At 38.7% G+C, this 26316-nt stretch carries 20 protein-coding genes and 1 riboswitch; of the genes, 8 read left to right on the top strand and 12 right to left on the bottom strand.

Annotated elements, in window-relative coordinates; genetic code table 11:
• Positions 1 to 27: 27 nt before the first annotated feature.
• Both edd and BTO22_RS11815 read right to left on the bottom strand, forming a co-directional pair.
• Positions 28 to 1824: a phosphogluconate dehydratase gene (edd, locus tag BTO22_RS11820; RefSeq protein ID WP_105055700.1), complete on the bottom strand. Its 1797-nt coding sequence runs from the start codon at positions 1822 to 1824 to the stop codon at positions 28 to 30.
• Positions 1821 to 2375, bottom strand: coding sequence for a gluconokinase (locus BTO22_RS11815; protein ID WP_105055699.1), 555 nt, complete (start codon positions 2373 to 2375; stop codon positions 1821 to 1823). The genes edd and BTO22_RS11815 overlap by 4 nt, the downstream gene beginning before the upstream one ends.
• A gap of 153 nt (positions 2376 to 2528) precedes the next feature.
• Between BTO22_RS11815 and BTO22_RS11810 the strand changes: the two genes are divergently transcribed.
• The 3 genes from BTO22_RS11810 to BTO22_RS11800 all read left to right on the top strand — a co-directional run bounded on the left by BTO22_RS11810 (position 2529) and on the right by BTO22_RS11800 (position 6224).
• Positions 2529 to 3143, top strand: a complete 615-nt coding sequence (locus BTO22_RS11810; RefSeq protein ID WP_060993255.1) for a bifunctional 4-hydroxy-2-oxoglutarate aldolase/2-dehydro-3-deoxy-phosphogluconate aldolase — start codon at positions 2529 to 2531, stop codon at positions 3141 to 3143.
• Between the two features lie 112 nt (positions 3144 to 3255).
• Positions 3256 to 4719 (top strand): PTS cellobiose/arbutin/salicin transporter subunit IIBC, encoded by a 1464-nt coding sequence (ascF, locus tag BTO22_RS11805; RefSeq protein WP_105055698.1) that lies wholly within the window; start codon positions 3256 to 3258, stop codon positions 4717 to 4719.
• Positions 4720 to 4793: 74 nt separating this feature from the next.
• Positions 4794 to 6224, top strand: a complete 1431-nt coding sequence (locus BTO22_RS11800) for a 6-phospho-beta-glucosidase (protein WP_061029102.1) — start codon at positions 4794 to 4796, stop codon at positions 6222 to 6224.
• A 60-nt stretch (positions 6225 to 6284) separates the two neighbouring features.
• On the opposite strand, the gene BTO22_RS11795 is transcribed toward BTO22_RS11800, so the two are convergent.
• Entirely contained in the window at positions 6285 to 7049 is a 765-nt protein-coding gene (locus tag BTO22_RS11795; RefSeq protein WP_105055697.1) for a class I SAM-dependent methyltransferase, read from the bottom strand.
• A 61-nt stretch (positions 7050 to 7110) separates the two neighbouring features.
• Positions 7111 to 8037, bottom strand: coding sequence for a LysR family transcriptional regulator (locus BTO22_RS11790; RefSeq protein WP_105055696.1), 927 nt, complete (start codon positions 8035 to 8037; stop codon positions 7111 to 7113).
• 159 nt (positions 8038 to 8196) lie between these two features.
• Positions 8197 to 8322: riboswitch (yybP-ykoY riboswitch) on the top strand.
• 93 nt (positions 8323 to 8415) lie between these two features.
• Here BTO22_RS11790 and BTO22_RS11785 point away from each other — a divergent pair.
• Complete coding sequence (locus BTO22_RS11785; protein WP_181044636.1) at positions 8416 to 8973, top strand: TMEM165/GDT1 family protein; 558 nt, start codon at positions 8416 to 8418, stop codon at positions 8971 to 8973.
• Positions 8974 to 9058: 85 nt separating this feature from the next.
• Here BTO22_RS11785 and BTO22_RS11780 read toward each other — a convergent pair whose 3' ends face one another.
• The gene (locus BTO22_RS11780) at positions 9059 to 10819 is read right to left on the bottom strand and encodes a sodium:solute symporter family transporter (RefSeq protein WP_105055694.1); all 1761 of its coding nucleotides are present in this window, start codon (positions 10817 to 10819) and stop codon (positions 9059 to 9061) included.
• Between the two features lie 438 nt (positions 10820 to 11257).
• Complete coding sequence (locus BTO22_RS11775) at positions 11258 to 13030, bottom strand: sodium:solute symporter family transporter (protein WP_105055693.1); 1773 nt, start codon at positions 13028 to 13030, stop codon at positions 11258 to 11260.
• A gap of 795 nt (positions 13031 to 13825) precedes the next feature.
• Between BTO22_RS11775 and BTO22_RS11770 the strand changes: the two genes are divergently transcribed.
• Positions 13826 to 15088 carry an alginate lyase family protein gene (locus BTO22_RS11770; protein ID WP_060993247.1) on the top strand — a complete coding sequence of 421 codons (1263 nt, stop codon included), beginning with the start codon at positions 13826 to 13828 and terminating at the stop codon, positions 15086 to 15088.
• 41 nt (positions 15089 to 15129) lie between these two features.
• Positions 15130 to 15807, top strand: coding sequence for an oligogalacturonate-specific porin KdgM family protein (locus BTO22_RS11765; protein WP_060993246.1), 678 nt, complete (start codon positions 15130 to 15132; stop codon positions 15805 to 15807).
• Positions 15808 to 16074: 267 nt separating this feature from the next.
• Here BTO22_RS11765 and BTO22_RS11760 read toward each other — a convergent pair whose 3' ends face one another.
• The 3 genes from BTO22_RS11760 to BTO22_RS11750 all read right to left on the bottom strand — a co-directional run bounded on the left by BTO22_RS11760 (position 16075) and on the right by BTO22_RS11750 (position 19484).
• The gene (locus tag BTO22_RS11760) at positions 16075 to 16791 is read right to left on the bottom strand and encodes a 3'-5' exonuclease (protein ID WP_061004145.1); all 717 of its coding nucleotides are present in this window, start codon (positions 16789 to 16791) and stop codon (positions 16075 to 16077) included.
• Positions 16791 to 18656 carry a DUF294 nucleotidyltransferase-like domain-containing protein gene (locus BTO22_RS11755; RefSeq protein WP_105055692.1) on the bottom strand — a complete coding sequence of 622 codons (1866 nt, stop codon included), beginning with the start codon at positions 18654 to 18656 and terminating at the stop codon, positions 16791 to 16793. Before BTO22_RS11755 ends, BTO22_RS11760 begins: the two co-directional genes overlap by 1 nt.
• Positions 18657 to 18773: 117 nt before the next feature.
• Positions 18774 to 19484 (bottom strand): FadR/GntR family transcriptional regulator, encoded by a 711-nt coding sequence (locus BTO22_RS11750; protein WP_105055691.1) that lies wholly within the window; start codon positions 19482 to 19484, stop codon positions 18774 to 18776.
• A 404-nt stretch (positions 19485 to 19888) separates the two neighbouring features.
• Between BTO22_RS11750 and BTO22_RS11745 the strand changes: the two genes are divergently transcribed.
• A complete protein-coding gene (locus BTO22_RS11745; RefSeq protein WP_061004141.1) occupies positions 19889 to 20608 on the top strand; it encodes a FadR/GntR family transcriptional regulator in 720 nt (239 codons plus the stop codon).
• A 123-nt stretch (positions 20609 to 20731) separates the two neighbouring features.
• Complete coding sequence (locus BTO22_RS11740; RefSeq protein ID WP_061029092.1) at positions 20732 to 22021, top strand: MATE family efflux transporter; 1290 nt, start codon at positions 20732 to 20734, stop codon at positions 22019 to 22021.
• Positions 22022 to 22094: 73 nt separating this feature from the next.
• Here the strand turns inward: BTO22_RS11740 and BTO22_RS11735 are convergent, their stop codons facing one another.
• From BTO22_RS11735 to BTO22_RS11725, 3 genes are read right to left on the bottom strand one after another with little or no spacing between them, the layout of a single operon-like run.
• A complete protein-coding gene (locus BTO22_RS11735) occupies positions 22095 to 22793 on the bottom strand; it encodes a response regulator (protein ID WP_105055690.1) in 699 nt (232 codons plus the stop codon).
• 22 nt (positions 22794 to 22815) lie between these two features.
• The gene (locus BTO22_RS11730) at positions 22816 to 24246 is read right to left on the bottom strand and encodes an ATP-binding protein (RefSeq protein ID WP_105056550.1); all 1431 of its coding nucleotides are present in this window, start codon (positions 24244 to 24246) and stop codon (positions 22816 to 22818) included.
• Between the two features lie 46 nt (positions 24247 to 24292).
• On the bottom strand, positions 24293 to 26314 hold the full coding sequence (locus BTO22_RS11725) for a MacB family efflux pump subunit (RefSeq protein ID WP_105055689.1): 2022 nt from the start codon (positions 26312 to 26314) through the stop codon (positions 24293 to 24295).
• Between the last annotated feature and the right edge of the window lie 2 nt (positions 26315 to 26316).

Below are 26316 nucleotides of genomic sequence, written 5' to 3'. Positions count from 1 at the left end.
CTGCTCCTTAGATATTAAGCCAATCTATTAATACAAGAATGAAGCGCCTTCTTCTGCACTCGAAACATTGTCTCGCATAATTTTGAACATATCTCGTCCCCACGTGACCTGCTCTTTTTCCGTATCAATGACCATAGGTTGACGCCCCTCATACGAGGTTAATAAATCTAACTTTCCATTTTCACTGTCAAGACGAACAATATCTCCTTCTTGAATCAGTCCAATCACACCACCACGTAGGGCTTCAGGAGAAATATGGATAGCCGCTGGAATTTTGCCTGACGCGCCAGATAATCGACCATCAGTAACCAAGGCAACTTTATAACCGTCTTTCTGAATATTTCCCAAAATAGGCATTAGCTTATGTAGCTCAGGCATTCCATTCGCTGCGGGTCCATTGTGGGTCACGACAATAATACAATCTTGATTTAACAGGCCTTTTTTGTACGCTGTCTCCACATCATGTTGTGAAGTAAATACTTTCGCTGGCGCTTCTATAAATCGGTATTCTTTTGCCACAGCAGACACTTTAATCACTGCGCTACCTAAATTACCGTGTAGCACTTTTGTTCCACCAGTACTTTGAAACTCTTCGCCACTACATGCAATAACATTAGGGTTTGCAGTGCCTATGACATCGAACCATTCAAGCTGCCCATCAACCAAGGTTGGTGACATTAGCTGTTGATTGAAATCGCCAAAAGCTGGAGTAACATCAGTATGCAGTAATTCACTTTCATGCAGACGCTTCATTAGTGCTGGAACACCGCCAGCGACTTGAAATTCATTAATATCAGCTGGCCCGTTTGGATAAATCTTCACTAAAAGTGGAACAATATCAGACAAGTCGCTTAAATCTTCCCACGTTAAAATAAAACCTGCTGCACGAGCGATGGCAATCATATGAATGCTGTGATTTGTACTGCCACCAGAGGCTAATAATGCAATTAAGCCATTCACTAAACTCTTCTCTGTAAACACCTTTTTTAACGGTCTATACGATGGGGTATCAGCAGTCATTGATGCCAAACGTACTGATGCATAATCAGTTAATGCCGCACGAAGTGGCGATTCTGGATGAACAAAAGCGGAACCTGACAACATTAACCCCATCGCTTCAAATACAAGCTGATTTGTATTTGCGGTTCCATAAAAAGTACAAGTTCCAGAAGAGTGATAAGCATTACATTCCATTTTCTGCAACGCATCTTGTCCGACTTTGCCCGCTACAAATTTTTGTCGAACATCGACTTTTTCTTCATTGGTGATACCAGTAGACATTGGTCCTGCAGGAATAAATGCCGTCGGTAAATGAGCATAACTTAGTGCCCCCATTAACTGTCCCGGGGCTATCTTGTCACAAATCCCAAGCAGTAATGTCGCATCAAATACATTATGGCTTAACGAAAACGCGGTAGATTGAGCAATTAAATCACGAGAGAAAAGAGACATATCCATGCCTGCTTGACCTTGCGTCACACCATCACACATAGCAGGAACGCCACCCGCGATTTGTGCGGTATGACCGTGCTCATTTAGTGCTGATTTAATTTGATCTGGATAGTCTTTATATGTTTGATGTGCACTTAGCATGTCGTTGTATGCAGTAATAATCGCAACGTTTGCGTGTGTTAAATTCAATATCGTCGATTTTTCACTAGAACAAGAAGAAGCAACTGCATGTGCTAAATTACCACAAGACATTTGAGCTCGACCTTTACCCGCCTTTTCTTGTTCTTCAATTTTATTCAAAAAAGCCTGACGACTATCAACACTTCGTTCTTGGATTCGTTTCGTTACCGCTAAGATGGTTGAGTGAGTCATGCTACTACCTTATTTTGTTGTGTATTACTTAGGTTGCTAAAGCGAGAAAGGCTTTCTAATTCTAAAACTGTTTTTTCAATAATGTCATTCAGCGTCGCATCAATATTTATGGTAATAACGCTTTTCTCACTCACTGGACGCTCTAAAATATCAAACTGACTCTTTACCATATTCTCTTTCATGAAATGGCCAGAACGAGAAGACATTCTTTGTAAGATAAGCTCAATACTTCCATCCAGAAAAACAAAACTGACGTTTTTATTCCCTTCTCGGATTTTATCGCGATAGCTTTTTTTCAATGATGAGCAAACAATTACACCTGTTTCGTTTTTACTTTCAATGCTAAATGCCGCATCACGTACTCGCTCCAACCAAGGCAAGCGATCTTCATCGCTCAATGGCTCACCACGTGACATTTTTAAAATATTCGATTTTGGGTGTAAGTCATCCCCATCGATAAATTTCGCTGAAATTCGTGTTGCCAGCAATTCACCAATCGTGCTTTTACCACAGCCTGAGACACCCATAATAATGATGCTTTTTCCTGACATTTTTACTCCCTAAGTTTTTTGAGCTAGATCTCACTTTTCAAACATCGTGAAGAATTTAGTTTATTTCCCAAATGTTATTGGTAACATGTTACCCGTAACTTAGAGGTTTGTGAAACTATTTTCTTCAAGCTTCGACCAATTAAGGGATAAAAAATGCAAACTATCGAACAGCAATTAAAAGAAATCAAAATCGTTCCAGTTATCGCAATTGAAGATAAGAATAATGCAGTTCCACTCGCTAAAGTACTTATAGAAAATGGATTACCTTGTGCTGAAATAACCTTCAGAACCGAGGCTGCTGTTGAATCTATTCGTTTAATGAGAGAAGCATACCCAACACTGTTGATTGGTGCAGGTACAGTATTAACAACCCAACAAGTTGATGACGCTATCGATGCGGGTGCCGATTTCATTGTCAGTCCAGGTTTGAACCCAACCACAGTGACTTACTGCCAAGAGAAAAACATTCCTATTATCCCAGGAGTTAATAATCCAAGCTTAGTTGAACAAGCAATGTCTTTAGGATTAAAAACCGTCAAATTCTTTCCTGCGGAACCTTCTGGTGGCCTATCGATGCTAAAAGCTTTATCTGCAGTTTATCCTGTCAGCTTTATGCCAACCGGCGGCATTAGTCCAACGAATGTTTCTGATTATCTTGCTTTACCCTCTGTTGTCGCTTGTGGTGGAACATGGATGGTGCCAAATGCCATGATCAACAACGGTGATTGGAAAGGTTTAACTCAGCTAGTAAAAGACGTAAATAATTAAATTCTGACAAAAACAAAACAATAACAAGGCGAGCGATGAGTACTCTGTTGGTTATTTAATCAATGATTCATTCGTCTGTTCTCACACATGGAAAGTAAACTTGGAGTTAAGCATGTCAAAGAATTATGGCGCTACTGCACAATCCGTCGTTGAAAAACTCGGTGGTTCACACAACGTTATCGCAGTAACTCACTGTATGACACGATTACGCTTTGTTGTAAAAGACGAAAGTTTGATTGATGTTACTTCCCTAAAAGCAATAAAAGGCGTAATGGGTGTTGTTCATAACAGTGATAAATGCCAAGTAATTATTGGCAATACTGTCTCTTACGTATTTAAAGAAGTGACTGCGCTTTGTAATTTAAGTGGTCAAGAAGATATCGAGACGACTAAAGTAAAGCTGACACCAAAAGTCATTGGTGCAAAAATTTTAGATGCCTTAATTGGTACCATGTCTCCACTGATCCCTGCGATCATCGGTGGCTCAATGGTAAAACTATTAAGCATGATCCTCCTAATGGCTGGAGTATTTGAAAAAACAGATTCAACCCTTATTATTTTAAATACCATAGGCGACGGTGCTTTCTTCTTCTTACCAATTATGGTTGCCGCTTCTGCTTCTATTAAATTTAAAACCAATATGTCATTGGCTATTGCGATAGCAGGTGTCCTTGTTCACCCCGCATTTGTTGACTTAATGGCGCAAGCAGCAAAAGGAGTTGAAACCGATTTCTTTGGTATTCCCATTACTGCTGTAAAATATACATATACGGTTATCCCAGTATTATGTATGACGTGGGTACTTTCTTACATTGAACGTTGGGTTGATAGTATTACCCCCGCGGTAACTAAAAACTTCCTTAAACCAATGTTAATTGTCCTTATTGCTGCACCTATCGCTATTGTTGTGATTGGCCCTGTTGGCATTTGGATTGGTACAGGTATCTCAGCAATTGTTTATACCGTTCATGACACACTTGGTTGGTTAGCCGTAGCGATTATGGGTGCAATTTGGCCTCTGCTTGTTCTTACTGGTATGCATCGAGTATTTACACCCACAATTATCCAAACGATAGCAGAAACAGGTCGTGAAGGCATGGTTATGCCATCAGAAATTGGCGCTAACTTATCACTAGGTGGTTCATCATTAGCTGTCGCCTACAAGACTAAAAACAGTGAATTACGTCAAACTTCATTAGCAGCCGCAGCTTCAGCTATTTTAGCTGGTATTTCAGAACCAGCACTTTATGGTGTTGCGGTTCGATTGAAGACGCCATTAATTGCAAGTGTCATCAGTGGGTTCATTTGTGGTGCCTTGGCGGGAATGGCCGGATTATTTAGTCATTCAATGGCTGCTCCAGGATTATTCACCAGTGTACAGTTTTTCGATGTTGATAATCCGATGAGTATCGTATGGGTATTTGGGATAATGGTGCTTTCTGTCGTCCTCTCCTTTGCTCTAACGTTAATTATTGGTTTCAAAGATATACCGGAAGATGAAACTGACATTGAGCAGAAAGAAGTTCAGAACGAAACTATGCCAGCTAACATCAATACAAAACCTGAAACCGCGTAACTGATAAACCAATTTATATCATAAAATCAAAGTGCCAATTCTATTTGGTACTTTGCTATTTAAAGGATAACAAAATGTCTAATAATGTATTTCCTAAAGACTTTTTATGGGGCGGAGCTATTGCTGCAAACCAAGCAGAAGGCGCACACTTAGAAGGTGGGAAGGGATTAACCACAGTCGATATGATCCCTTACGGTGAAAATCGTATGGCAACAAAATTAGGTTTATTGGAAAGTGTTTCATTAGATGAATCAGAATATTACCCTAGCCATCAAGCCATTGATTTTTACCATCGCTATAAAGAAGATATCGCCCTACTGGCCCAAATGGGATTCAAAGTATTTAGAACCTCTATTGCATGGAGTCGTATTTTCCCTAAAGGTGACGAGTTAGAGCCAAACCAAGAAGGCATTCGTTTTTATCGTGATCTCTTTTTAGAATGTAAAAAGTACGGTATTGAACCTTTAGTAACACTTTGCCACTTCGATGTTCCTATGCATTTAGTCAAAGAATACGGTTCTTGGCGCAGCAGAGAAATGATTTCATTTTTTGAACGCTATGCAAAAACCTGTTTTACTGAATTTGATGGACTAGTAAAACATTGGCTTACTTTCAACGAAATTAATATCTTACTGCACAGCCCATTTTCAGGGGCCGGTATTCTTTTCAAAGAAGGAGAAAATAAAGAACAAGTTAAATATCAAGCTGCGCACCATGAGTTAGTTGCTAGTGCATTAGTTACACGCATCGCACATGACATTAACCCACAAAACCAAGTGGGTTGTATGTTAGCCGGGGGGAATTTTTACCCATACTCATGCAAACCAGAAGACGTATTAACCGCAATGCAAAAAGACAGAGAAAACCTGTTTTTTATTGATGTTCAGTCTCGTGGTTACTACCCATCTTATGCTCAAAAGGTCTTTGATGATAAAAATGTGATTATCGATATCACTGATGAAGATCGTAAGATCTTAAAGAATACGGTCGATTTCATCTCATTCAGTTATTACGCTTCTCGTTGTGCCTCTGCAGATATGAATGATAATAATACCAGTGAAGCCAATGTGGTTAAATCCATCAAGAACCCTCACTTAGAAGCAAGTGATTGGGGCTGGGTGATTGACCCTGTTGGATTACGGATCACAATGAATACTTTGTATGACCGTTATCAAAAACCATTATTCCTAGTAGAAAATGGATTAGGTGCGGTAGATACAATTGATGAAAATGGCGAGATAAACGACGACTATCGCATTAACTATCTTAAAGAACATATTAAAGCGATGAAGGATGCAATTTCTGATGGCGTTCCATTAATGGGCTACACCCCATGGGGAAGCATTGATTTAGTCGCGGCTTCGACGGGTGAAATGAGTAAAAGATATGGTTTTATCTATGTTGACCGAGATAATTTAGGTAATGGTTCATTAGATAGAATGCCTAAAAAATCCTTTTACTGGTATAAAAAAGTCATCGCGACTAATGGCGAAGATTTAGAATAAAAGAATCCTAATAATAAATAGCCAACCTCTTCCTCCAGAGGTTGGCTATTTTTTTATTCTTTATTTAGAAAAAACAGCGGTGAGATAACGATTGTTTAGCCCTTTCGTTAATATCGAATGCACTCTAAAGAACAGCGCACTTGGCTTTTTAACATAGTGTTTAACGATATTTCGCCCCACGCCTTGAGAGCGGTTTTCTTTCGATTCTTTTTTCGAAAACAACCCTTTAAATTCCCAATATTGGATCTGTTCAAAAGTTTCATTCGGCTGATAATTTGATTGTGAAAACAAACGGCAAAAAGAGGCAACCGTGAAATCATGTAAATGATGCGGATTACCATCAACCGTTGGTGTTGTCGGGACAGACGCAATCATAATCCCTTCTTTACTCAGTTGAGTTAATAAATGAGTAACCATTTTTTGAGGTTCAGGTACATGCTCAATCGTTTCTAAGCTAATAATAGTGTCAAACTGCTGGTATCCACCATCATTAAGTGATATTTGAAAATCCATCCCATTACCGCATTCATAGCGTAAGTTATCCGATTGATAATGCTCTCTCGCGTACTCGACTGCTAGAGGATCAACATCTACGCCTACAAATTGTTTATCGGGATGAGCCTCTGCCATTAAAGCCGTGCCATATCCACAACCACAAGCAATATCTAAAATATGAGTTCCACATAATTGCTTTGAAGCAAAATCATAGCGTTCTAAATGAATATCTAATACATCTTGATGACTTTTTTCATCTTGATTCAGCTGTTTTGGGTAAATTCGTTCTAGAGAATGCTCAGCTGTTATCTTTTCTTTTATGAAATCCATTTAAATACCTTGATAAATGACGTCTAAAAATAGTAATGGTAATGCTCATATTGAGTGAGGATTAGATAGTAACATTATTTGGCTTTTTCATACGCTCACATAACCAATTTAGCGACTGATCATTCAAACTTAATTTGTTATAAACCATGCTATAAGCAACCTGACCATAATCAAAAGGTAACACTTTAATAACCAATCCTTGAGCTTGCTTTGCCGTTTCAGCCCATCTTTTAGAACAAGTAAATAAAAATTCAGTTTGATGACAAAGAATCGCTGCACTACCAAAATCAGCCACTGAAATCACAACCTCTCTCGGTGTAAATTGTTGACTTAAGCATTGTTCAAAATAAGGCACATTTAATTCCTTATCAAAAATACCTACGTGCTTGTATGCTAAATAGTCTTCAACGGTTAATTCTTTATCAACTAACGGATGATCCGCGCCCATTAAACAAACCATCTCATCATCAAGTACGGTTTCCCACACTAATTGCTTTTCTGTCGTTGGAGGCTGACTTCTATCATGAGGCAACAAAATGACATCAACCTGACCATTTAATAAAGCATCAAACCCTAATTGCTCTTTAGAGTGAATTTCAATATGAGAATTAGGGGCTTGAGTAGATAAAATATCACTAATGATATAAGAGAATATTTCAAAGGTACTCTCTCGCATAGAAAGAGAAAATTTACCCGAAAACGCCTGAGGTTCAAAAATCGATTGGTTTAGTAATCCATTCATATTATTAAGAATTTGATGGACGGTTGAACCAATTTTTAGTGCGTATGGTGTAGGGATAAGCTGAGTTCCATCTCGATAAAACAGCTCATCACCCAATAAAATACGTAATTGGGATAATGTTTTACTCACACTTGATGGACTCATACACAACACTTCAGCACTTTTCGTAACGCTATGAGTAGATAGCATGACGTGTAAAGCCGTTAGTTGTTTAAAGTTAATACGAGAGAGTTGTATAAGATCCATAATACCTGATGAATAAAGCGATTGTGTAACACAAATTATAATACGAACCAGAGTAAATAGATGCGTAAAATATCAGTAATTAAGTCTGAAAATCACAGCATTCACATTTCCTAACAATACCCTGACTTGAACCTGAGTGATGATTCCCCTATTATCACACCCTTACTCTTTGGGGAGTAGCCCGCTTTCTCGTTTTAATAATCAAAAATAAACAGAGAGTTCGTACATCAACATAATTGGTGCAAAATCACCATGGTGTGCGAGACAAGCCTGAGCAGCTTGTTCGGCAAGACCTTAGATTAACATCACGACCATTGGGTGGGCGTGAGGTTTTTCTATTGATCTTATAATTATAATCCCGCCCAAGTGAGTAATGTCGTGAGTGTATTAGCAATATCAATAACCACCGTCGCACTAGCTGAAATCGGTGATAAAACCCAGCTTCTCTCTTTGCTGCTTGCCAGTAGATACCGAAAACCAATCCCTATTATTGCCGCGATCTTTTTTGCGACTATTTTAAATCATGCTTTAGCGGCATATTTAGGCGTGGTTGTCGCTGATTTTTTAACCCCTGAAACCTTAAAGTGGGCTCTCATTGTTAGTTTTGTGGCAATGGCTGGTTGGGTGTTGATTCCTGACAAATTAGATGACGATGAAACCATCTCAAGCAGAGGCCCTTTTGTTGCTAGCTTCATTGCCTTTTTCATTGCCGAGATTGGAGATAAAACTCAAATCGCAACGTCTATCCTAAGCGCTCAATATTCAGATGCTCTGAGTTGGGTTATTTTAGGTACAACAGTAGGTATGTTACTGGCAAATGTTCCGGTCGTATTAATTGGAAAATTCTCTGCGGATAAATTACAGCTAACCTTAATTCGTCGTATAACTGCGGTGATTTTTTTAGGGTTGGCCGTTGGAACTTTCTTTGGGATGTAGCTAGTTAGGCATCAAAGTAAGTCATAAAGAAAAACCAATCGCACATAATGTACGATTGGTTTTTTTATTTAATTAAAAAGAAAATTTATTCTGCAACAACCTGTTTTTCTAACTTGTCATCTACCGCTTTAACCAACAATAGACCAACACCAAAGACAATCAAACCACAGAAGACAAACACCATGCGTCCCCATAGTGGGTTTGGTAGTGTAAACATTGCCATCACACCTATACCCGCCACAGCAATTAATGAACCAAGCATACGACGTTGTTTATTATCTAATATCTTCTGCTCTGTACTCTCAGAAACCAATGGTGTCGCTAGGTTTTCAAAAAACTTATCGACGTCTTTTTCTCTATGAGCCGCTAACGGTTTATAGAACAACGTTGATAACAAGAAGAACCCGCCAGTAAACACCATATGAGCAATCAGGCCGACTGCCACTTTTAAATCAGCCCATTCACGACTTGTTAATTCATTCAATCCAAATAAGTTTTGCACCATCTCTGCTGTAATAACAAAACCAACGAAGTAAGAAACAATACCACCAACAACTAATGTTCCCCATCCTGCCCAATCAGGGGTTCTTCGAATAAAGAAGCCAAGGAAAGCAGGAATAGTCATTGGGAACCCAATTAACGCTCCTACATACATCATGGTATCAAACAAACTCAGTTCTTTTAGTGAGTTAATAAATAACGCAACCAGAATAATAACCAAGCCAAATACTGTTGATGATATTTTTGAAACTAATACCAATTCTTTTTCAGAAGCTTGAGGTCGAAGAATGATTTCATAAAAGTTTTTAACAAAAATACCAGAGTTACGGTTAAGACCAGAATCCATTGAAGACATCGTTGCCGCAAACATTGCTGCAATAAGTAAACCAACCATACCAACAGGCATGTATTCTTCAACAAAGTAAAGGTAAGCAAAATCAGCCGCTTTACTTCCTGCCTCTGGATATTGAGCAACAAGATCAACACCTTGCCCTGCAATAAACCAGCTAGGCATAAACCAAATGACAGGGCCAATAGACATTAAAATACAAGCAAGTAACGCCGCTTTACGAGCATTATTAGAGTCTTTCGCCGCAAGATAACGGTACGAGTTCAGCATGTTATTATTGATACTGAACTGCTTTAAGAAAATGAATACCGCCCAAATACCGAAAATACTCAGATAATTTAAGTTACCACCAGTAATAAACGAATCCGTTGGAAAGTTATGAACAATATTGGTTACACCACCACCGTGATAAACCGCAACAACCGCACAAGTAACAGTTACTGCCATAATAATAACCATCTGCATAAAGTCAGAGGCAATAACGGCCCATGAACCACCCGTAACCGACATAACCAATACAACTAACCCTGTTAAGATAATTGTTGTTGTCATATCGAAACCAAAAATTCCAGATGCAATAATTGCAAGTCCATTCAACCATATTCCTGCCGAGATCAGGCTGTTTGGCATACCAGACCAAGTAAACACTTGCTCATTCACTTTACCAAAACGCATACGAATTGCCTCGATTACCGTCACAACGCGAAGTTGACGGAATTTAGGCGCAAAGTATAAATAGTTCATCAAATAACCAAATGCATTCGCAATAAAAATAATTGCTACCGCAAAACCATCAGTAAACGCTTTACCTGCTGCACCGGTAAATGTCCAAGCACTGAACTGCGTCATAAATGCAGTTGCACCAACCATCCACCACAGCATATTGCCGCCCCCGCGGAAATAGTCACTCGTTGTACTTGTAAATTTTCTAAACATCCAACCTATTGCAATTAAGAATAAGAAATAGACACCTACGATAAGAGTATTAAGTTCCATCTTTTTGACCTTTTTGTAATTATGTTTTTATTGAAGCTGATTATAGATAGCAATAAAAACATTTGTACTACAATAACTCAAAAGGGTGATGGTAATTGCTAAATTGAAACTTACATAATCAGACAAGTGATACTATTCACAAAATCATAAACAAACATAATGACAAAATTAAAAAAAGGAGTAGATTGCGGTAAAAAAACCATTAAGAAACTGAAATGAAAGTGGAAATAAAAAATAAGAATCATAAAAAAAATAGATATAGGCGAGAATATGATGAGTAATCATCACTTTAAAATGAAGGGAATATCATTTAAACAATAAAAAACAATCTATTTTGTAGTATAAATTAAAGTTGAACGATAAAGATTGAGCTAATAAAAAACCAACCGTACATAATGCACGATTGGTTTTGTATTTACTTTTGATTAAAAAGAATAGCTATTCAGTAACTACTTGCTGTTCTACTTTATCATCAACGGCTTTAACCAGTAGGACACCGACACCACCAACAATCACACCACATAAGATAAAGACTAATCGTCCCCACATAGGGTTAGTTAGTAACGCCATAAGCATGATACCCACACCAGCCACTGCGATTAATTTACCTAGCATTTGACGCTGTTTGTTATCCAGTATTTTCTGCTCTGCTGATTCAGCGACTAACGGAGTAGATAGATTGCCAAAGAACTTGTCGACATCTGTTTGACGCTTTTCTGTTAGCGGCTTATAGAACAACGTTGATAACATAAAGAAACCACCCGTTAGTGCAATATGAGCAATTAAGCCAATCGCCACCTTAACATCAGACCATTCACGACCGGTTAGTGCATCAAGACCGAATACGGCTGAAACCATCTCAGCATTGATAACAAAACCAACGACATAAGAGACAATACCACCGACAACTAGTGTACCCCAACCTGCCCAATCTGGTGTTTTCTTAATGAAGAAGCCAAGGAATGCAGGAATCGTCATTGGGAAACCGATTAACGCACCAACGTACATCATCGTATCAAACAGGCTTAAGCCTTTCAGTGAGTTGATAAACTGTGCGATAAGGATGATTGCAAAACCAAATATCGCTGAAGTGATCTTAGAAACGGTTACAAGCTCTTTCTCAGACGCTTGACCTTTACGAACGATTGGTTCGTAGAAGTTCTTAACAAAAATGCCTGAGTTACGGTTAAGGCCAGAATCCATTGAAGACATTGTTGCAGCAAACATTGCGGCAACGAGTAGACCAACCATACCTGCTGGCATGTATTTCTCTACAAAGTATAGGTAAGCAAAATCACCTGCTTTTTTACCCGCTTCTGGATAAGCGGCAGCTAAATCAACACCTTGACCAGCAATGTACCAAGAAGGAATGAACCAGATAAATACACCACCTAGCATTAACACACACGCTAACAGTGCTGCTTTTTTCGCGTTTTTAGAATCTTTTGCCGCTAGGTAACGGTAAGAGTTAAGCATGTTATTAGTAATAGAGAATTGCTTAACAAAGATAAAAAACGCCCAAATAGTAAAGATGCTTAAGTAGTTAATATTGTTCCCCCAAAGGAATGAACCACCTTCTTGTACAGGGAAATTATTTACTATTTCGCCAACACCACCGGCTTGAACGACAGCCACGACAGCACAAGTTATTGTTACCGCCATAATGATAACCATTTGCATAAAGTCTGATGCAATTACTGCCCAGGAACCACCAGTTACCGACATTGCTAATACCACGAGTCCAGTAACCCAGATCGTCATATTCATATCAAAACCGAAAATACCCGATGCGATAATGGCCAATGCATTTAGCCATACACCTGCAGATACAACGCTATTAGGCATTGAAGACCAAGTGAATACTTGTTCATTGGTTGCACCAAAGCGCATGCGAATGGCTTCGATAACCGTTACAACTCGAAGTTGGCGAAATTTAGGCGCAAAATACGCATAATTCATGAAGTAGCCGAAGGCGTTAGCAATGAAAATAACGGCAACGGCAAAACCATCGTTATAGGCCTTACCCGCAGCACCCGTAAATGTCCATGCACTGAACTGAGTCATGAAGGCTGTCGCACCAACCATCCACCACAGCATATTACCGCCACCACGGAAATAATCACTTGTTGTACTTGTAAACTTTCTAAACATCCAACCTATTGCAATTAAGAATAAGAAATAGATACCTACAATCAGAGTATTGAGTTCCATCTTTTTAACCTTTTTTGTAATTATGATTTGTTACAAAACAGTATAAATATGACGACGCTTATTTGTAGTACAATACCTCAAATTGGTGATCGAGATTGTTTATTTAATAAATATATAATCATACAAGTGATCTGGCTCATATTATAACCAAAAATCAACATTATTCGCTATTAAAGGCAGATTAACACGACAATAAGAGAAAAGTGATTACAAACAAGCACAAGAAATCACACCCCCAATCAATAAAAACAACCACCTAAAGCAAAAAAACATTCAATCAATTGTATTATTAAATAAGTAACAGGTAAAAAAATACGCTCATACCGCCTGTTCAGTATGAGCGCAAAGGTAGTTCAGCCACTACCCGCCTTCCATCTCTTACAAAGTGAATAGAAAGCTATAATTAGAATAGTTAGGAGCTAGAAACAAAAAGGCAAATTTAGCACCTGAATAGTTTCTTTTTACATATTGGTGTAGCACTTGTGCGAGTTCAAACTCCTCTCACCCAATACACAAGTCACCTGACCCACAAAAATGATAATGTATTACAAATAAAATAACAATGCTAAATTTTATTTTCATGTCATAGCGCACATTTTAAGCCAAACATTAATTAAACAGTACGATACAAAAACAGATAAAGCCAATAAAAATCAACAAGATATAGCAATTGGCTTATCCTTACACTTTAAAGTATGGTCGATTTATATCCACAACTAGATCTATTTCACAGATCATTAAGAACAGAATACATACCATATTTGTATTATTTTAATTCAAATAAAAGGTAGTTACATGAAAGCTAATAAGCTCTTACCCCTTGCTGCTTGTATCGGTGTTATCACTTTTAGTACTCAATCTTTAGCCGCTAACTTTGTCTTTTTAGAAGAAGCAACACTCGAAGCAAACCGCACACTACTCAATTCAGATAATGCACCAGCATCAATGACGGATGCATATAAAAAAACCATTGAAGAAGCAGAACTTGCAATGAAAGATGGTCCTTTTACCGTAACCGCAAAAGGAATGGTGCCACCTAGTGGTGACAAACATGACTATTTAAGTATTAGTCCTTATTGGTGGCCAGATAAGAATAAATCAGATGGTCTTCCGTGGATCCGCCATGATGGAAAAACAAATCCAGCCTCTAAAACAGACGAGACTGACTCAAAACGAATTGGGCATTTTACCCGTTCAGTCCGTGCTCTTGCTGTTGCTTATTATTTCAGTCAAGACGAAAAATACGCACAACAAGGTATTGAATACGTAAGAACTTGGTTCATTAATGACGATACTAAAATGAATCCAAACGTTAATTTTGCTCAAGGTGTCCCAGGCAGAGCTGACGGCCGTCGAAGTGGCATTATAGATACACGAACTCTTGCTGATCGTATGCTTGATTCCTTTGCTATTTTATCTAAATCCCCTCATTGGACAGAAAACGATGAGCAACAAATTACTCAATGGTATACCGATTACCTTGATTGGATGATTGTTGACGATTTATCTGGTGGTCCTAAAGGCGAAGCCTATTCTGAAAATAATCACGGCACTTGGTACGACTTTCAAATTGCAGGCATTTCTTACTTCTTAGGTAACGATGCATTAGCTAAACAGATGGTACAAAAAGGAAAAATGCGCGTTGATACACAATTTGAAAAAGACGGCTCTCAACCTCATGAAATTGAGCGTACCCGCGCATACCACTACCACTACTTTAGCTTAGATCCATTAGTTGGTATTGCACAAATTGGCGATAAAGTTGGCATTGATCTATGGCACTACACCAATAAAAAAGGAGGTTCTTTAGAGGCAGGTATTCAATTAATGGCGAATTATCAAGATTTAGATAAAACATGGCCATACTCACAAAAAGACAAACGCCGCCGTGTTGAACGTATGACTCCTATTTATCTGAAAGCAGGGATTGCGATGGATAAACCTGAATGGGTAAACCTTGCAACAGACACCGATTTTAGCCAATTCACAGTGAAAAAAAATCTCGCTGAAGTATGGGCACAACGTGACATCGAATTACTTTACTTGAAACAGAAATAAAACCTACATCTATTATAATCATTAAATCGTGGAATAAAATAATGAAAAAATACAATAAAATAGCATTAGCAGTCGTATCTACTCTTTTTGCAGGAAGCCTAGCGGCTGCTTCGCTAGATGTTCGTCAAGAATATAAGCATGAAAGCGAAAGCTATGCGAGTCGTATAAAAATCGGTGGTTCTACAGGAAACCATTATTTTGGCCTTGAAGCAAAACAAAAAGGTCAACCCTTCTCTGAATGGGAATCTGCTGATAATGAGTTTGAATACGGGTATAGATTTCAAGTAACCGAACACTGGTTAATACAACCAAGTATGCCGATCACATTCAGTGGTGATAAAGTTACCTATAAACCACAAGTTCGAGTTCAATATGCCTTTGATTCTGGCATAAAAGCAAAACTTCGTTACCGTCATGAAATCCGTGATTACACCGATGAAAGTGGTGAAAGCACGGAACAAAAAAGTAAAGTCACAGGTAACATAGATTATAACTATGAGAATCTACAATTTGGCTTTGAAGCAAACTATGAAAAAGGCTTAGATGACCAAGTCTACTTTAATAATAAAGACATGAACTGGGATATGAACCTTAAGATTGGTTACAAAGAATCTGATTGGGCATGGCGTCCATATGTAGAGTTCGGTAACGTATCTGTCTCTTCAACCTCAGATGACCGTCAACTTCGAAGCCGTGTAGGGGTAACGTACAGCTTCTAACGAAAACGTTCTTAATAAAAATAAAGCCAGCAAATACGCTAATGCCAGTCAGTTAAGCGAACATCAATAAAAACAAGGGCTTCAGACGAATTTATTACAATCATTCTGGAGCCCTTGTTGTATCTATCTTTCACTCTCTTAACGGGTACTTTGCCATATCTATTAGACATTGAATAAATAGTGCATAATTACTCAATAAAGTGACTAACTGATCGGCATTAGCAAATACGCTGGCTTTATTTATATGAATCTATAGTTATGTATAAATTACACACTTAATTTATACATAACTCCGATAGTAACATCTGAATTTGGTGTAATTCTTTTCTGTTGGGCTAACAGTAATTCCGCAGTAGAAACGGCATCCGCTAATGCGTTATGTGCATTATATTCCGGTAAGCCATATCGTTTACGAGTAGACGATAAGGTGAGATCAATATCTTCATGATGACTAATGGCATTTTCTAGTTTTTTCTCAATACACAATGTATCTAACCAAAGTAATGGCAATTCACGTAAGCCATAAGTATGAAACAAGTAGTGATTGATAAAATTGCGCTCAACTACGCACGCATGGGCAACAATTACTTTGCCTTGAGCAGCTTTAAAAAACGCCGCCATTCCATCATGAATAGAAGCTCCTTTTTCTAACATTTGTGGCGTTATGTGATTAATAATCGCCGTCTCAGGTTTAATCTGAGAATCATTAGTTAAATACAAATGTTGTGCAGAAGCTAAATCAATTTTACTGTTGATAACATCGACCCACCCCATTGATAAAATCAAATCACTTTCGCTGTCTAATCCCGTCGTTTCTAAATCAAGTACAATATAATCACTGTTTTTGGCTAAATCAGTCAGCTCTGGACAAGGTTGTTCAACTAACTCGTTTAATATTTCAGGTAAATTAACCGTTGTAATATATTGCTTTCGTTTTCTTTTCATTTGCTCTAAAGGGTGCAAATATTTTAATAAAGCTTTCATTATCGACTCCCAAAACGTACTTTTGCACCTTCTTGAAGATCGGCAATAATTCTAAAGGCATCTTTTAAATGTTTACGTTCAAAACTACCAAAGCTATTCGGGTCAATATTATTATTTGGCTCTTCCCCTCTTTTCAATGCTTCTAACTGATGACTAAAACGATAAGACAGTATAAATTCATACGCGCCTAAAATATTTTTAAACGCATCATCACTCAACATCCCTTTTTTATTAGCTGCAGTAAAGCGTTCATCCGTTGCCGATAAATCACATTCAACGGCTAATCCGTATATTCGAGCAAGATCGATAACTAAATTAATTGCGTATTTTTTTACATTTAATGTTTTCTTATTCTCGCCGGATTTTTCTAGCACTAAACTATTAAAGATCCCTAAAGGAGGGTTTGTATTGACTGCATCTCTCACTAATGTACTTAAAAACTCGCGATTATTACGAATATTACTATGAAGCTCATCTCTTAAGATTGATTCAAACTCACTGTTACCGTAAACAGTACGAATTTCTAAAAACACACTGATATTCAATAAGCGTTCATACTCAGGATTAGCAACCCATTTTTTATAATAATGTTTCCATACACTGAGAGGCTGACACCACTTTGGTGTTGCTGCCATGTATTTCCCTGGGCATAGCGGATAATCACAACTTGCTAGCCCATTAGTCACAATCATCGCTAAATGTTTAAAGTAAATTCTATCGTTCTCTGTTGCATCATCAGCAAGCACAATCGCACTGTCTTGATCAGACAACATATGTACTTCGTTTCGAGCGTGGGAGCCTGCTACTATCCACGAGTAATCACATGGCGGCGGGCCTAATTTATCCATCGCAATTTGAATAATACGGCGAGTATACGCATCCATGATCATTGTCATCACTTTACCAATGACTTCTGGCGATACTTTTCCTTCGACTAACGCTTCAAAAATAGCTTGGCGTTCAGGCGTAAAACTTGCCAATGATTTGATACTTCCGGCATACTTAATTTTTTCGATTAAGAAAATAGCCTGCACACGGTGGTTTTGAACCAGATGAGAAGTCGTAAGTAAACCAACCACTTTATTGTCTTTTACCACGGGCAAATTACGAATATTGAATTGCATCATGGCCGATGCTGCATGTAACACCAAATCATCAGGCTTAATAGTCAATGGGGAATGCGTCATCACATCACGTATTGGTCGATCATAAGATACCCCGTGAGCAATCACTCTTTTAGTCATATCTCTATCGGTTATTAACCCAATGATCTTGTCGTCTTCATAAATAACTGCACATGAAGTACGGTGCACGATTCGCATTTCATGCGCCACTTGTTTAATGCTCTGATCTGAAGTCACTACAGCAACTCGTCCACTAGCAACGTCCTCGACTTTACGAATAAACAAGCCTTTTTCTTTATTTGACCACACAACATCCAAAGCTGATTTCAAACGAACCTGAGCTTGCGATGCAAAATGCTCTGCACAAGTTGGATATGTTTTAAACAAGGTTTGTAGAGCAGAATGAGGAATTATATAAAGTAACGTATTATCGATTGCGGTTGCTCGATACCCTTTTTCATCATCCATGTCTGAATCAAGAAAAGTAAAACCAAATAAGTCTTCAGAGCCTAACCTTGCTCGTAACACACCATCGGACTTCCTCTGTTCCATCGAGCCAGTTCGGATAATATATAAGGACTTCTCTTTCCCTACCTCACACATATCCACCACTTCGCCTTTACTTAAATACGTGATTTGAATATATGCAGCCAATTCTCGTAATGCTTCTTTTGGTATTTTATCAAAAGGGTCTATCTGCCCTATGAATTGAATGATATTTGGCAATAGGGATTGAGGCATAATAATACTCTCCATGATTTAATTAGTATTATTATATAACTTATAAAGAGAAGCACAATTTATTCAGGCATAAAAAAAGCATACCTAAGTATGCTTTTTAAGAAATAACTCTATCTTTTATGCCAATCGATGTTTTGATTCTTGCAAATGATTCGCTGATGCTTGACGTGCTTTGTCACTATTACCAGCCATAATCGCTTCATAAATCTGGCGGTGCTCATTAATACAGGTACTGCCTTCTTCCGAAGAATGGACGATAAAATTAACAAACATCGTAGTAAGAATATTTCCAAAAGGTAAATAGAAGTCGTTACCCGTCGCGTTAAAAATAAGACTGTGAAACTTAGTATCGATTGATGTCCAGTCAGCTTGAACAAACTCTTCTGCTTCAGACACTTCTACCATTTTCTGAAAAGTTTCAGACAGTTCAATGCGTTGCTCTGCCGTTGCAAATTTAGCCGCAAGTGCACATGCTTCTGGTTCAATCGCTCGACGTAAACCTAAAAACTGAGAACAAAACTGGTCAACATCTGCTAATCCATCCATCCACTCAATCAATTGTGGATCAAGAAAATTCCAATATGCACGGTCTACCACACGGGTACCAATTTTAGGGCGTGATTCTAATAAACCTTTTGATGTAAGAAGTTTTACGGCTTCTCTAAGTGCCGTTCGACTTACTCCAAATTGCTCACATAATGCCATTTCACCCGGAATGATTGAACCTTGAGGTAATTTACCAGATAAGATCCCACGAGCGATCTCACGAGCAACTTGTACGTGTAGGCTTCGTTTTGAGCCAGAGATTACATTAAAAGAACCAGACATATTTTCACTTCAATTCATTAATATGTATTATTTAACTGCACTATAGCACTGAATTTATAATGCACCAAATAAGTACAATAAGAACGTGAACTCCCTTAAACTCTAAGATCTCATGCATTCAACTTGTTTATTTATTAATACAAATACTTCTCACTTTTTGTATGAGCAAAATCACAAAATGAATCTTAATTTGTTCATTTATTCCCTTCAACCAGCCGTTTCTCTTCTTACGTCCTTGAATAGGCAAGGTATTATTGTATTATAATAACAAGTAAGTATAAAAAATAATAACCAATCGCTTACTTAACGTGTCGTTTTCAATAAACGTATGCACTAAATACCAAAGAGCCAGATATTAACTGACTTTTTCTTATATTTTCATCTTTAAATTTCAGGTGGTGTACATGTCAATATTTTCATTGGTGGATGATTCAAGCTGCCGCATTCATGTCCAAGTGGCGAGGCAAATCGCTCGTAAGATCTTATCTGGCGATATTCAAGAAAACGAGAAGTTACCAAGCGAAATGGAGCTTTGTAAGGTTTTTGGTGTAAGTAGAACCGCACTTAGAGAATCCACCAAATTGCTATCTGCGAAAGGGTTAATTGAATCAAAACCTAAAGTAGGAACTCGTATTCAACCGCGCTCACAATGGCACTTCTTAGATCCTCAACTATTAGATTGGATCCAAGACATAGAGGATACTAAGCCTTTCCTGTCACAGTTTCTCGGGCTACGTAAAGCAATTGAACCCGAAGCTTGTGCGTTAGCTGCGACCAACGCTACCGTTGAGCAACGTAAAACACTCTCGGTCTTATTTCAAAAAATGTCTCTTGCTGCACACACTTTTGATTATGAAGATTGGACCGTTAATGATCATCTGTTTCACCAAACTATCTTTCTCTCAACGGGTAACCAATTTTATATTCCATTTGGTAAAATATTATCTACAATTTTTAAGCAATTTATTGACCACTCAGCAGAAGGTGGTCGTTTTTGCCTAGATGAACATAAAGCGATTTACGATGCCATTATGTCAGGAAATGCAAATCAAGCGCGTACTTCCTCTCGCGTGCTATTAGATGATGAAAATCAAAAGTTAGCTCAATTAAAACTAACAGCCTAACACTTAGCCCCCTTTTCTATTAGAGGGGGCTTACCATTATTAGAAGGTATTATTTTGTCTTCCCAATCCTACGTCAGAAAAAACTTTTCACTTGCTTGGCCTTTAGCTTTTAATGCATTACTCATGCAATCAATGCTAATGATAGATACACTGCTGGTTTCTCCTTTAGGTGAAATTCCTCTTGCAGCAATGGGGATTGCAACAACGATAATCGCCTTTATCCTTGGTATTCAAATGGCGCTGGCAAACGGTACGCAATTGGTGTTAAGTCGAGCCGTAGGCTCAGGAATAAAATCATCACTGGCAAAAGCTTTCTGGGCAGGTCTGGCTATTAATACCGCTGTCGCCTTATTCTTTTTGGCGTTATTGAGCATTTTTGAACAATCTTTAATTCAAGCCCTAACTGAAGATAAATCACTTCATTTACAGATCAGCAGTTATCTTGATTTTTCAAAATACTTGGTGATTTTTACGGCGTTAACCCAAGTCATTATTGCGTTATTTAATGGGCTTGGACGCACCAACATTCCTTTCAAAGGCTATTTAATTGAACTGCCGATTAATGCGATTTTATCTTACGTACTTATTCATGGCGTGGCTTCATTTGGTGGTATTGGGGTTGAAGGCGCAGCATTAGGCAGCCTGATTGCCATTACTATTCGATTGATATATTTAATGTTGTGCGTCCATTATGATGCTAATGTCACCATCAAACTGCAAACAACCAAAACCCTATTTCTTACCAATATTAAAAACCATTTTATTGAGATTTTTCCTGTTGCCGCTAATGTTGTTATGCTTTCAATCGGCGCAACCATTTATCAATTGCTGTACTCACAATTAAACATTAATGCCTATGTAGCAATTACCTTAATTATGCCGTGGATACGTGCTGGTACGCAGTTTATTACCGCTTGGGCCCACTCATCAGCCATTACTATCAGCCAAGCCATTGGTTCTAAAAAGATGAATGATTTAACCAAAAACGTAAATGTCAGTATTGATGTTGCTGTTGGGATCTCTTTTGTTTGCGCTCTGTTTTTCTTCGGGCTTAGCTTTATTATTTCAGGCGTGTATTCAGATTTAGACCCATCAACTTATCATGCACTTTCTGTTATTGCGCCACTCTATATATTTTTGCCTATTGTGCGTGGTTACAACACCGTTCACGGTCATGTATTAAGAGCATTAGGTAAAACGACGGATGTATTTAAAATAAATTTCACTGGGCAATGGATTATCTCTATCCCATTGTGTGCTTTGATTATTTTTGGCTTTGATGGTTCTATTTTTTGGGCGTTTGCAATTCAACCTTTTGAAGAAGTGGTTAAAGCTCTGCCGTTTAGACATCTCGCCAGAAAGTCATTAAAAGAATTTGATATGCAAAAAGCCAGTAAGCTCATGTACGACTAATTTTTATTGTTCTTTATTCGTAATATTATCTATCTTCTATTTGTTATTAGAGAATAGAGGAGCAAAGAAAACATTAATCTGACATATCGAGTTTGTAACCTACGCCATAAACGGAACGAATAGGGTTCGATACTGGCGAAACCGCGTGTATTTTTTTACGAATATTCTTAATGTGAGTATCAATATTTCTGTCCGATACATCGGCAAAATCACTGTAAAGCGCATTGAGAATATCATCACGGGTATAGACTCGTCCCGGATGCTCAACTAACATTCGAAGTAACATAAACTCTTTCGGTGTGAGATCGAGAAAGTGACCGTTAAATCGCGCTTCATACTCATCTGGCTTCAGCACAAATGATCCCAAAATTAACTCAGGGCTTTGTGCCATAAGCTTAGGGTGAATCACCAGAGCTCGGCGCAGTACCGTTTTTATCCTCGCTATCACTTCTCTTGGGCTAAACGGTTTACAGATATAATCATCGGCTCCCAACTCTAAACCAATCAACCGATCAATTTCTTCACTTTTTGCGGTCACCATGATGATAGGCAATTGAGAGAACTGACGTACCTGTTTACAAATTTCGATACCATCCATATCAGGCAACATGAGATCAAGCAGCATTAAATCAAAGGTCTGTGATTTTACCGTAGCGACTACCTCGGCACCGGATGCGAGATGAGTTACTTCAAAACCACTATTTTGGCAATACGCAATTAAGACTTCAGCAATGTACTCCTCGTCTTCCACAATCAAAATATGCGCCTTCATTTTCTTTTCCTCTATCGAAGTCTTATCGTGATCTACTATTATGGTTCGGTAAGGTTATCACCATTTTAACACCACCTAACTCTGACTTTTTAGCGCAAATAGTGCCTTGGTGTGCCTCGATGATTTGCTTACACAATGCCAAACCAATACCGGAACCACCATGCTCGCGACTGCGAGATTGTTCAACTCGATAAAAACGTTCAAATACCCGTGTAAAATCGTGCTCTGGTATGGATGGCGACGTATCTTCAATAACGACTTCAACGGTATTATTGTCATTGCTAACGGATAAAGCGATTTTTCCCGAAGCATAGGTATAACGACAGCTATTTTCCAATAGGTTGGTAAACAACTGCGTTAAACGCTCTCGATCAGCCATGACAACACACGCCGTATTCTCTGCTCTATACAAGGGCTCGCACACCAAGCTCAGCCCCAATTCATCCGTTTTAACTTTAAAACCAAGTGAAATGTCTTTGAGAAGATCAACCAGATTGAATGATGATTTTTGGTAAGACAAACCACCAATATCGGTAATAGACAATTGATAAATATCTCCCACTAAATGGCTCATACCATCAATTTGATCAATCATCACCTGCAAGCGTTTTTCATCCGCTTTAAAAATCCCATCTTGAATAGCGTTAAGTTGCCCTCGAACTACGGTGAGGGGGGTTTTCAGCTCATGAGCCACATCTGACATCCACTTTGAACGTTCTGTTTTGTTCTTTTCCAATGTCTCAGCGAGAACGTTAATATTGTCTGTCAAAACGCCAAGTTCATCACTGCTACTGCTCGCTACTCTGGTAGAAAGATTACCTTGGATTAACTGAGTCGTGCCTTGGTTTACCCTAAAAATAGGAGCGACTAAATGACGAGAAACAAGCCAAGCAGTCACAAACGCAAGGGCAATAACAGCGAACGTAATCGCTATATAACTTTGGTATTGCTCAGCCAAAAACGCATTGGCAGGGCTTTGATCAGCCAATTGTGAAGGGACATAACTTAACCACCCAATCACCTCCCCCTCTAACATGATGTGTTGAGTGGTAACTCTTTCATCCATTCTAGGTTTTCCTACCACGACCTCTTTATTAACATCATACAAACTGAGTCTTCTCTGTGTTTGAAGTAATTGGCTCATTCCTGTTGTATCGGTCGGTAGAGATAGTGACTTATTTTCTTCAGGGCCTTTTCGAGTACCAACCAAACGTCGCCAATTTTTCTCATCTTCTTTTAACGACTGCCACGAACCATTCGCTTGGTAATGCTCACTTAACTTTTGGCTGACTTGTTCGATATAGCTCGATTCAGCCTCTTTAATAAAATCATGAAAACCTGATGACAAATTCTGCATGATCAGTGCAAGCATAATGCATACCGCCACAAAGCTTGTGATGCAAAAAGCGAAGAAGAACTTATGAATGAGTTTCAACTTATAACTTATCTTCAATTTATGAGCTATTTTCCACTTGTGAGCTATCTTCAACGTTCTTTCCTTATCCTCGTGATAACGCATCCACAGGGTTTAATTTTGCTGCATTTCTGGCAGGTAAGAAACCAAATATAACCCCAATCAGCGTTGAGAAAATAAACGCCGCAACAATTGAATTTGTCGAATAAATCATATCCAAGTCACTGCTCGTCGATGAAATAATCAACCCTACAACATAAGCTAACCCAATACCTAAAGCACCACCACACAAACATACCAAAACAGCTTCAATTAAAAATTGTTTTAAAATATCGGTTTGCCTTGCGCCAACCGCCATACGAATGCCAATTTCTCGTGTTCGTTCAGTTACCGACACCAGCATAATATTCATAACACCAATACCACCAACCACCAGTGAAATAAAGGCAATGGATGAGATAAGTAAGGTCATCGTTGACGAGGTTTGCTCTATATTCTCTCTTACCGTGTCCGTATTTACAGTAAAGAAATCCTCTACACCATGACGCATTTTTATCAAGTTAATAATCGCTTGCTCTGCGGCGGTACTGGATACCTCATCGCTCACTCTGACCGTAATATCATTAACGTAATTTTGGCTATAAATACGAGAATTCACCGTACTATAAGGTAACCATACATTCAAAGCATCACTGTTGCCAAACGCCATTTCCCTTGCTTCAGTGACCGCAATAATACGCACAGGTAAACGGCCTAAGAAGATGACTTTTCCAAGTACATCACCATCTGGGAAAAGATCATTTAAAGTATTGTTATCAATGACCGCTACTTGCTCTAAAGTATCGACACTTTCATCATCAAATAATTGACCTTGCGCTACCTCAAAACCTTGAACACGAAAGTAGTCAGGACCAACGCCTTGCACTTCTGCTGTTACTGCCTCATTACCATAACGCACTGCAACATTAGCACGCACGGTCGGCGTCACACTATCGACAAAGGATAGATTTTTTAAAGCATCCGCATCACTTGCCGTCAGTGTTCTTACTCGCCCCGCACGTCGGTCACCTAAGCCTGACCCTGGTTTGATTTCAATGGTATTGGTACCCATTGAAGCTATTCTTGACAACACTTGTGCTTGTGAACCATTACCAATAGCCACCACTGATACCACAGAAGCAATACCAATAATAATCCCCAACATGGTTAAAAATGTTCTTAGGCGATGACTTCTCATTGCCGACAGCGACATTTTGAACGCTTCAACAACGCTAAACCACTGTACAGAAAATGGCTTGAAGGTGAATGCATTTGTACTTTGTTTTTCTTTAATACTTATCTCTAAAGCGCTTATTTTTGGAACACTTGCTTCTGGAATATCCGTTTCAGCATGTTCATTTAAGGTTGTGTTGTTATTGTTCTCACTAGTTCTATCACTAACAATCTCTCCATCAGAGATCTCAATAACACGCTCTGCTGAGGCGGCGATCTTAGGATCATGAGTAACCAGAATAATGGTATGTCCTTGCTGGTGTAGCTCACGTAGCAGGTTCATCATTTCTCTACCGCTATGACTATCAAGCGCACCCGTTGGCTCATCGGCAAGGATCACCGTACCACCATTAATTAAAGCACGAGCGACACTGACTCGCTGTTGTTGACCACCACTGAGTTGGCTTGGCTTATGACCCATGCGATCGGCTAATCCCAATCTATCTAACAACTGCTCTGCTCGTGCTTGACGAGACGATTTATTCTCTGCTGAGTAAAGTGCCGGAATTTCAACATTACCGATAGCGGTAAGATCATCTAACAAATGATAACGCTGAAATATGAAACCAAAATAGTCACGTCGTAACTCGGCTAATTCTTCTGAGTTCATTGACGATGTATCTCGACCATTAACGAAGTAACCACCTTCACTAGGAGTATCTAAACAACCTAAAATGTTCATTAAGGTCGATTTACCGGATCCGGATGCACCCATTATCGCGATCATTTCTCCACGACGTATGGTGAGATTAACGTTGTTTAATACCGTTAACTCTTCATCGCCTGCAGGAAAACGACGACTCAGACCTGAGACTTCTAATAGTACCTCATTCATGG

The organism is Aliivibrio sifiae, assembly GCF_002954705.1.
Classification (GTDB): domain Bacteria; phylum Pseudomonadota; class Gammaproteobacteria; order Enterobacterales; family Vibrionaceae; genus Aliivibrio; species Aliivibrio sifiae_A.
Note: the sequence above shows the minus strand (reverse complement) of the source record. Positions and strands in the feature narration are given on the sequence as shown.

What these genes read in the sequence shown, in the direction of transcription:
- BTO22_RS11795 (WP_105055697.1), bottom strand. Translation starts at nt 7,049, where the DNA reads ATGGATTTCATAAAAGAAAAGATAACAGCTGAGCATTCTCTAGAACGA.
- BTO22_RS11740 (WP_061029092.1), top strand. Translation starts at nt 20,732, where the DNA reads ATGCAATCAATGCTAATGATAGATACACTGCTGGTTTCTCCTTTAGGT.
- BTO22_RS11815 (WP_105055699.1), bottom strand. Translation starts at nt 2,375, where the DNA reads ATGTCAGGAAAAAGCATCATTATTATGGGTGTCTCAGGCTGTGGTAAA.
- BTO22_RS11800 (WP_061029102.1), top strand. Translation starts at nt 4,794, where the DNA reads ATGTCTAATAATGTATTTCCTAAAGACTTTTTATGGGGCGGAGCTATT.
- BTO22_RS11745 (WP_061004141.1), top strand. Translation starts at nt 19,889, where the DNA reads ATGTCAATATTTTCATTGGTGGATGATTCAAGCTGCCGCATTCATGTC.
- BTO22_RS11810 (WP_060993255.1), top strand. Translation starts at nt 2,529, where the DNA reads ATGCAAACTATCGAACAGCAATTAAAAGAAATCAAAATCGTTCCAGTT.
- ascF (WP_105055698.1), top strand. Translation starts at nt 3,256, where the DNA reads ATGTCAAAGAATTATGGCGCTACTGCACAATCCGTCGTTGAAAAACTC.
- BTO22_RS11725 (WP_105055689.1), bottom strand. Translation starts at nt 26,314, where the DNA reads ATGAATGAGGTACTATTAGAAGTCTCAGGTCTGAGTCGTCGTTTTCCT.
- BTO22_RS11750 (WP_105055691.1), bottom strand. Translation starts at nt 19,484, where the DNA reads ATGTCTGGTTCTTTTAATGTAATCTCTGGCTCAAAACGAAGCCTACAC.
- BTO22_RS11765 (WP_060993246.1), top strand. Translation starts at nt 15,130, where the DNA reads ATGAAAAAATACAATAAAATAGCATTAGCAGTCGTATCTACTCTTTTT.
- BTO22_RS11735 (WP_105055690.1), bottom strand. Translation starts at nt 22,793, where the DNA reads ATGAAGGCGCATATTTTGATTGTGGAAGACGAGGAGTACATTGCTGAA.
- BTO22_RS11790 (WP_105055696.1), bottom strand. Translation starts at nt 8,037, where the DNA reads ATGGATCTTATACAACTCTCTCGTATTAACTTTAAACAACTAACGGCT.
- BTO22_RS11770 (WP_060993247.1), top strand. Translation starts at nt 13,826, where the DNA reads ATGAAAGCTAATAAGCTCTTACCCCTTGCTGCTTGTATCGGTGTTATC.
- BTO22_RS11780 (WP_105055694.1), bottom strand. Translation starts at nt 10,819, where the DNA reads ATGGAACTTAATACTCTTATCGTAGGTGTCTATTTCTTATTCTTAATT.
- BTO22_RS11760 (WP_061004145.1), bottom strand. Translation starts at nt 16,791, where the DNA reads ATGAAAGCTTTATTAAAATATTTGCACCCTTTAGAGCAAATGAAAAGA.
- edd (WP_105055700.1), bottom strand. Translation starts at nt 1,824, where the DNA reads ATGACTCACTCAACCATCTTAGCGGTAACGAAACGAATCCAAGAACGA.
- BTO22_RS11755 (WP_105055692.1), bottom strand. Translation starts at nt 18,656, where the DNA reads ATGCCTCAATCCCTATTGCCAAATATCATTCAATTCATAGGGCAGATA.
- BTO22_RS11775 (WP_105055693.1), bottom strand. Translation starts at nt 13,030, where the DNA reads ATGGAACTCAATACTCTGATTGTAGGTATCTATTTCTTATTCTTAATT.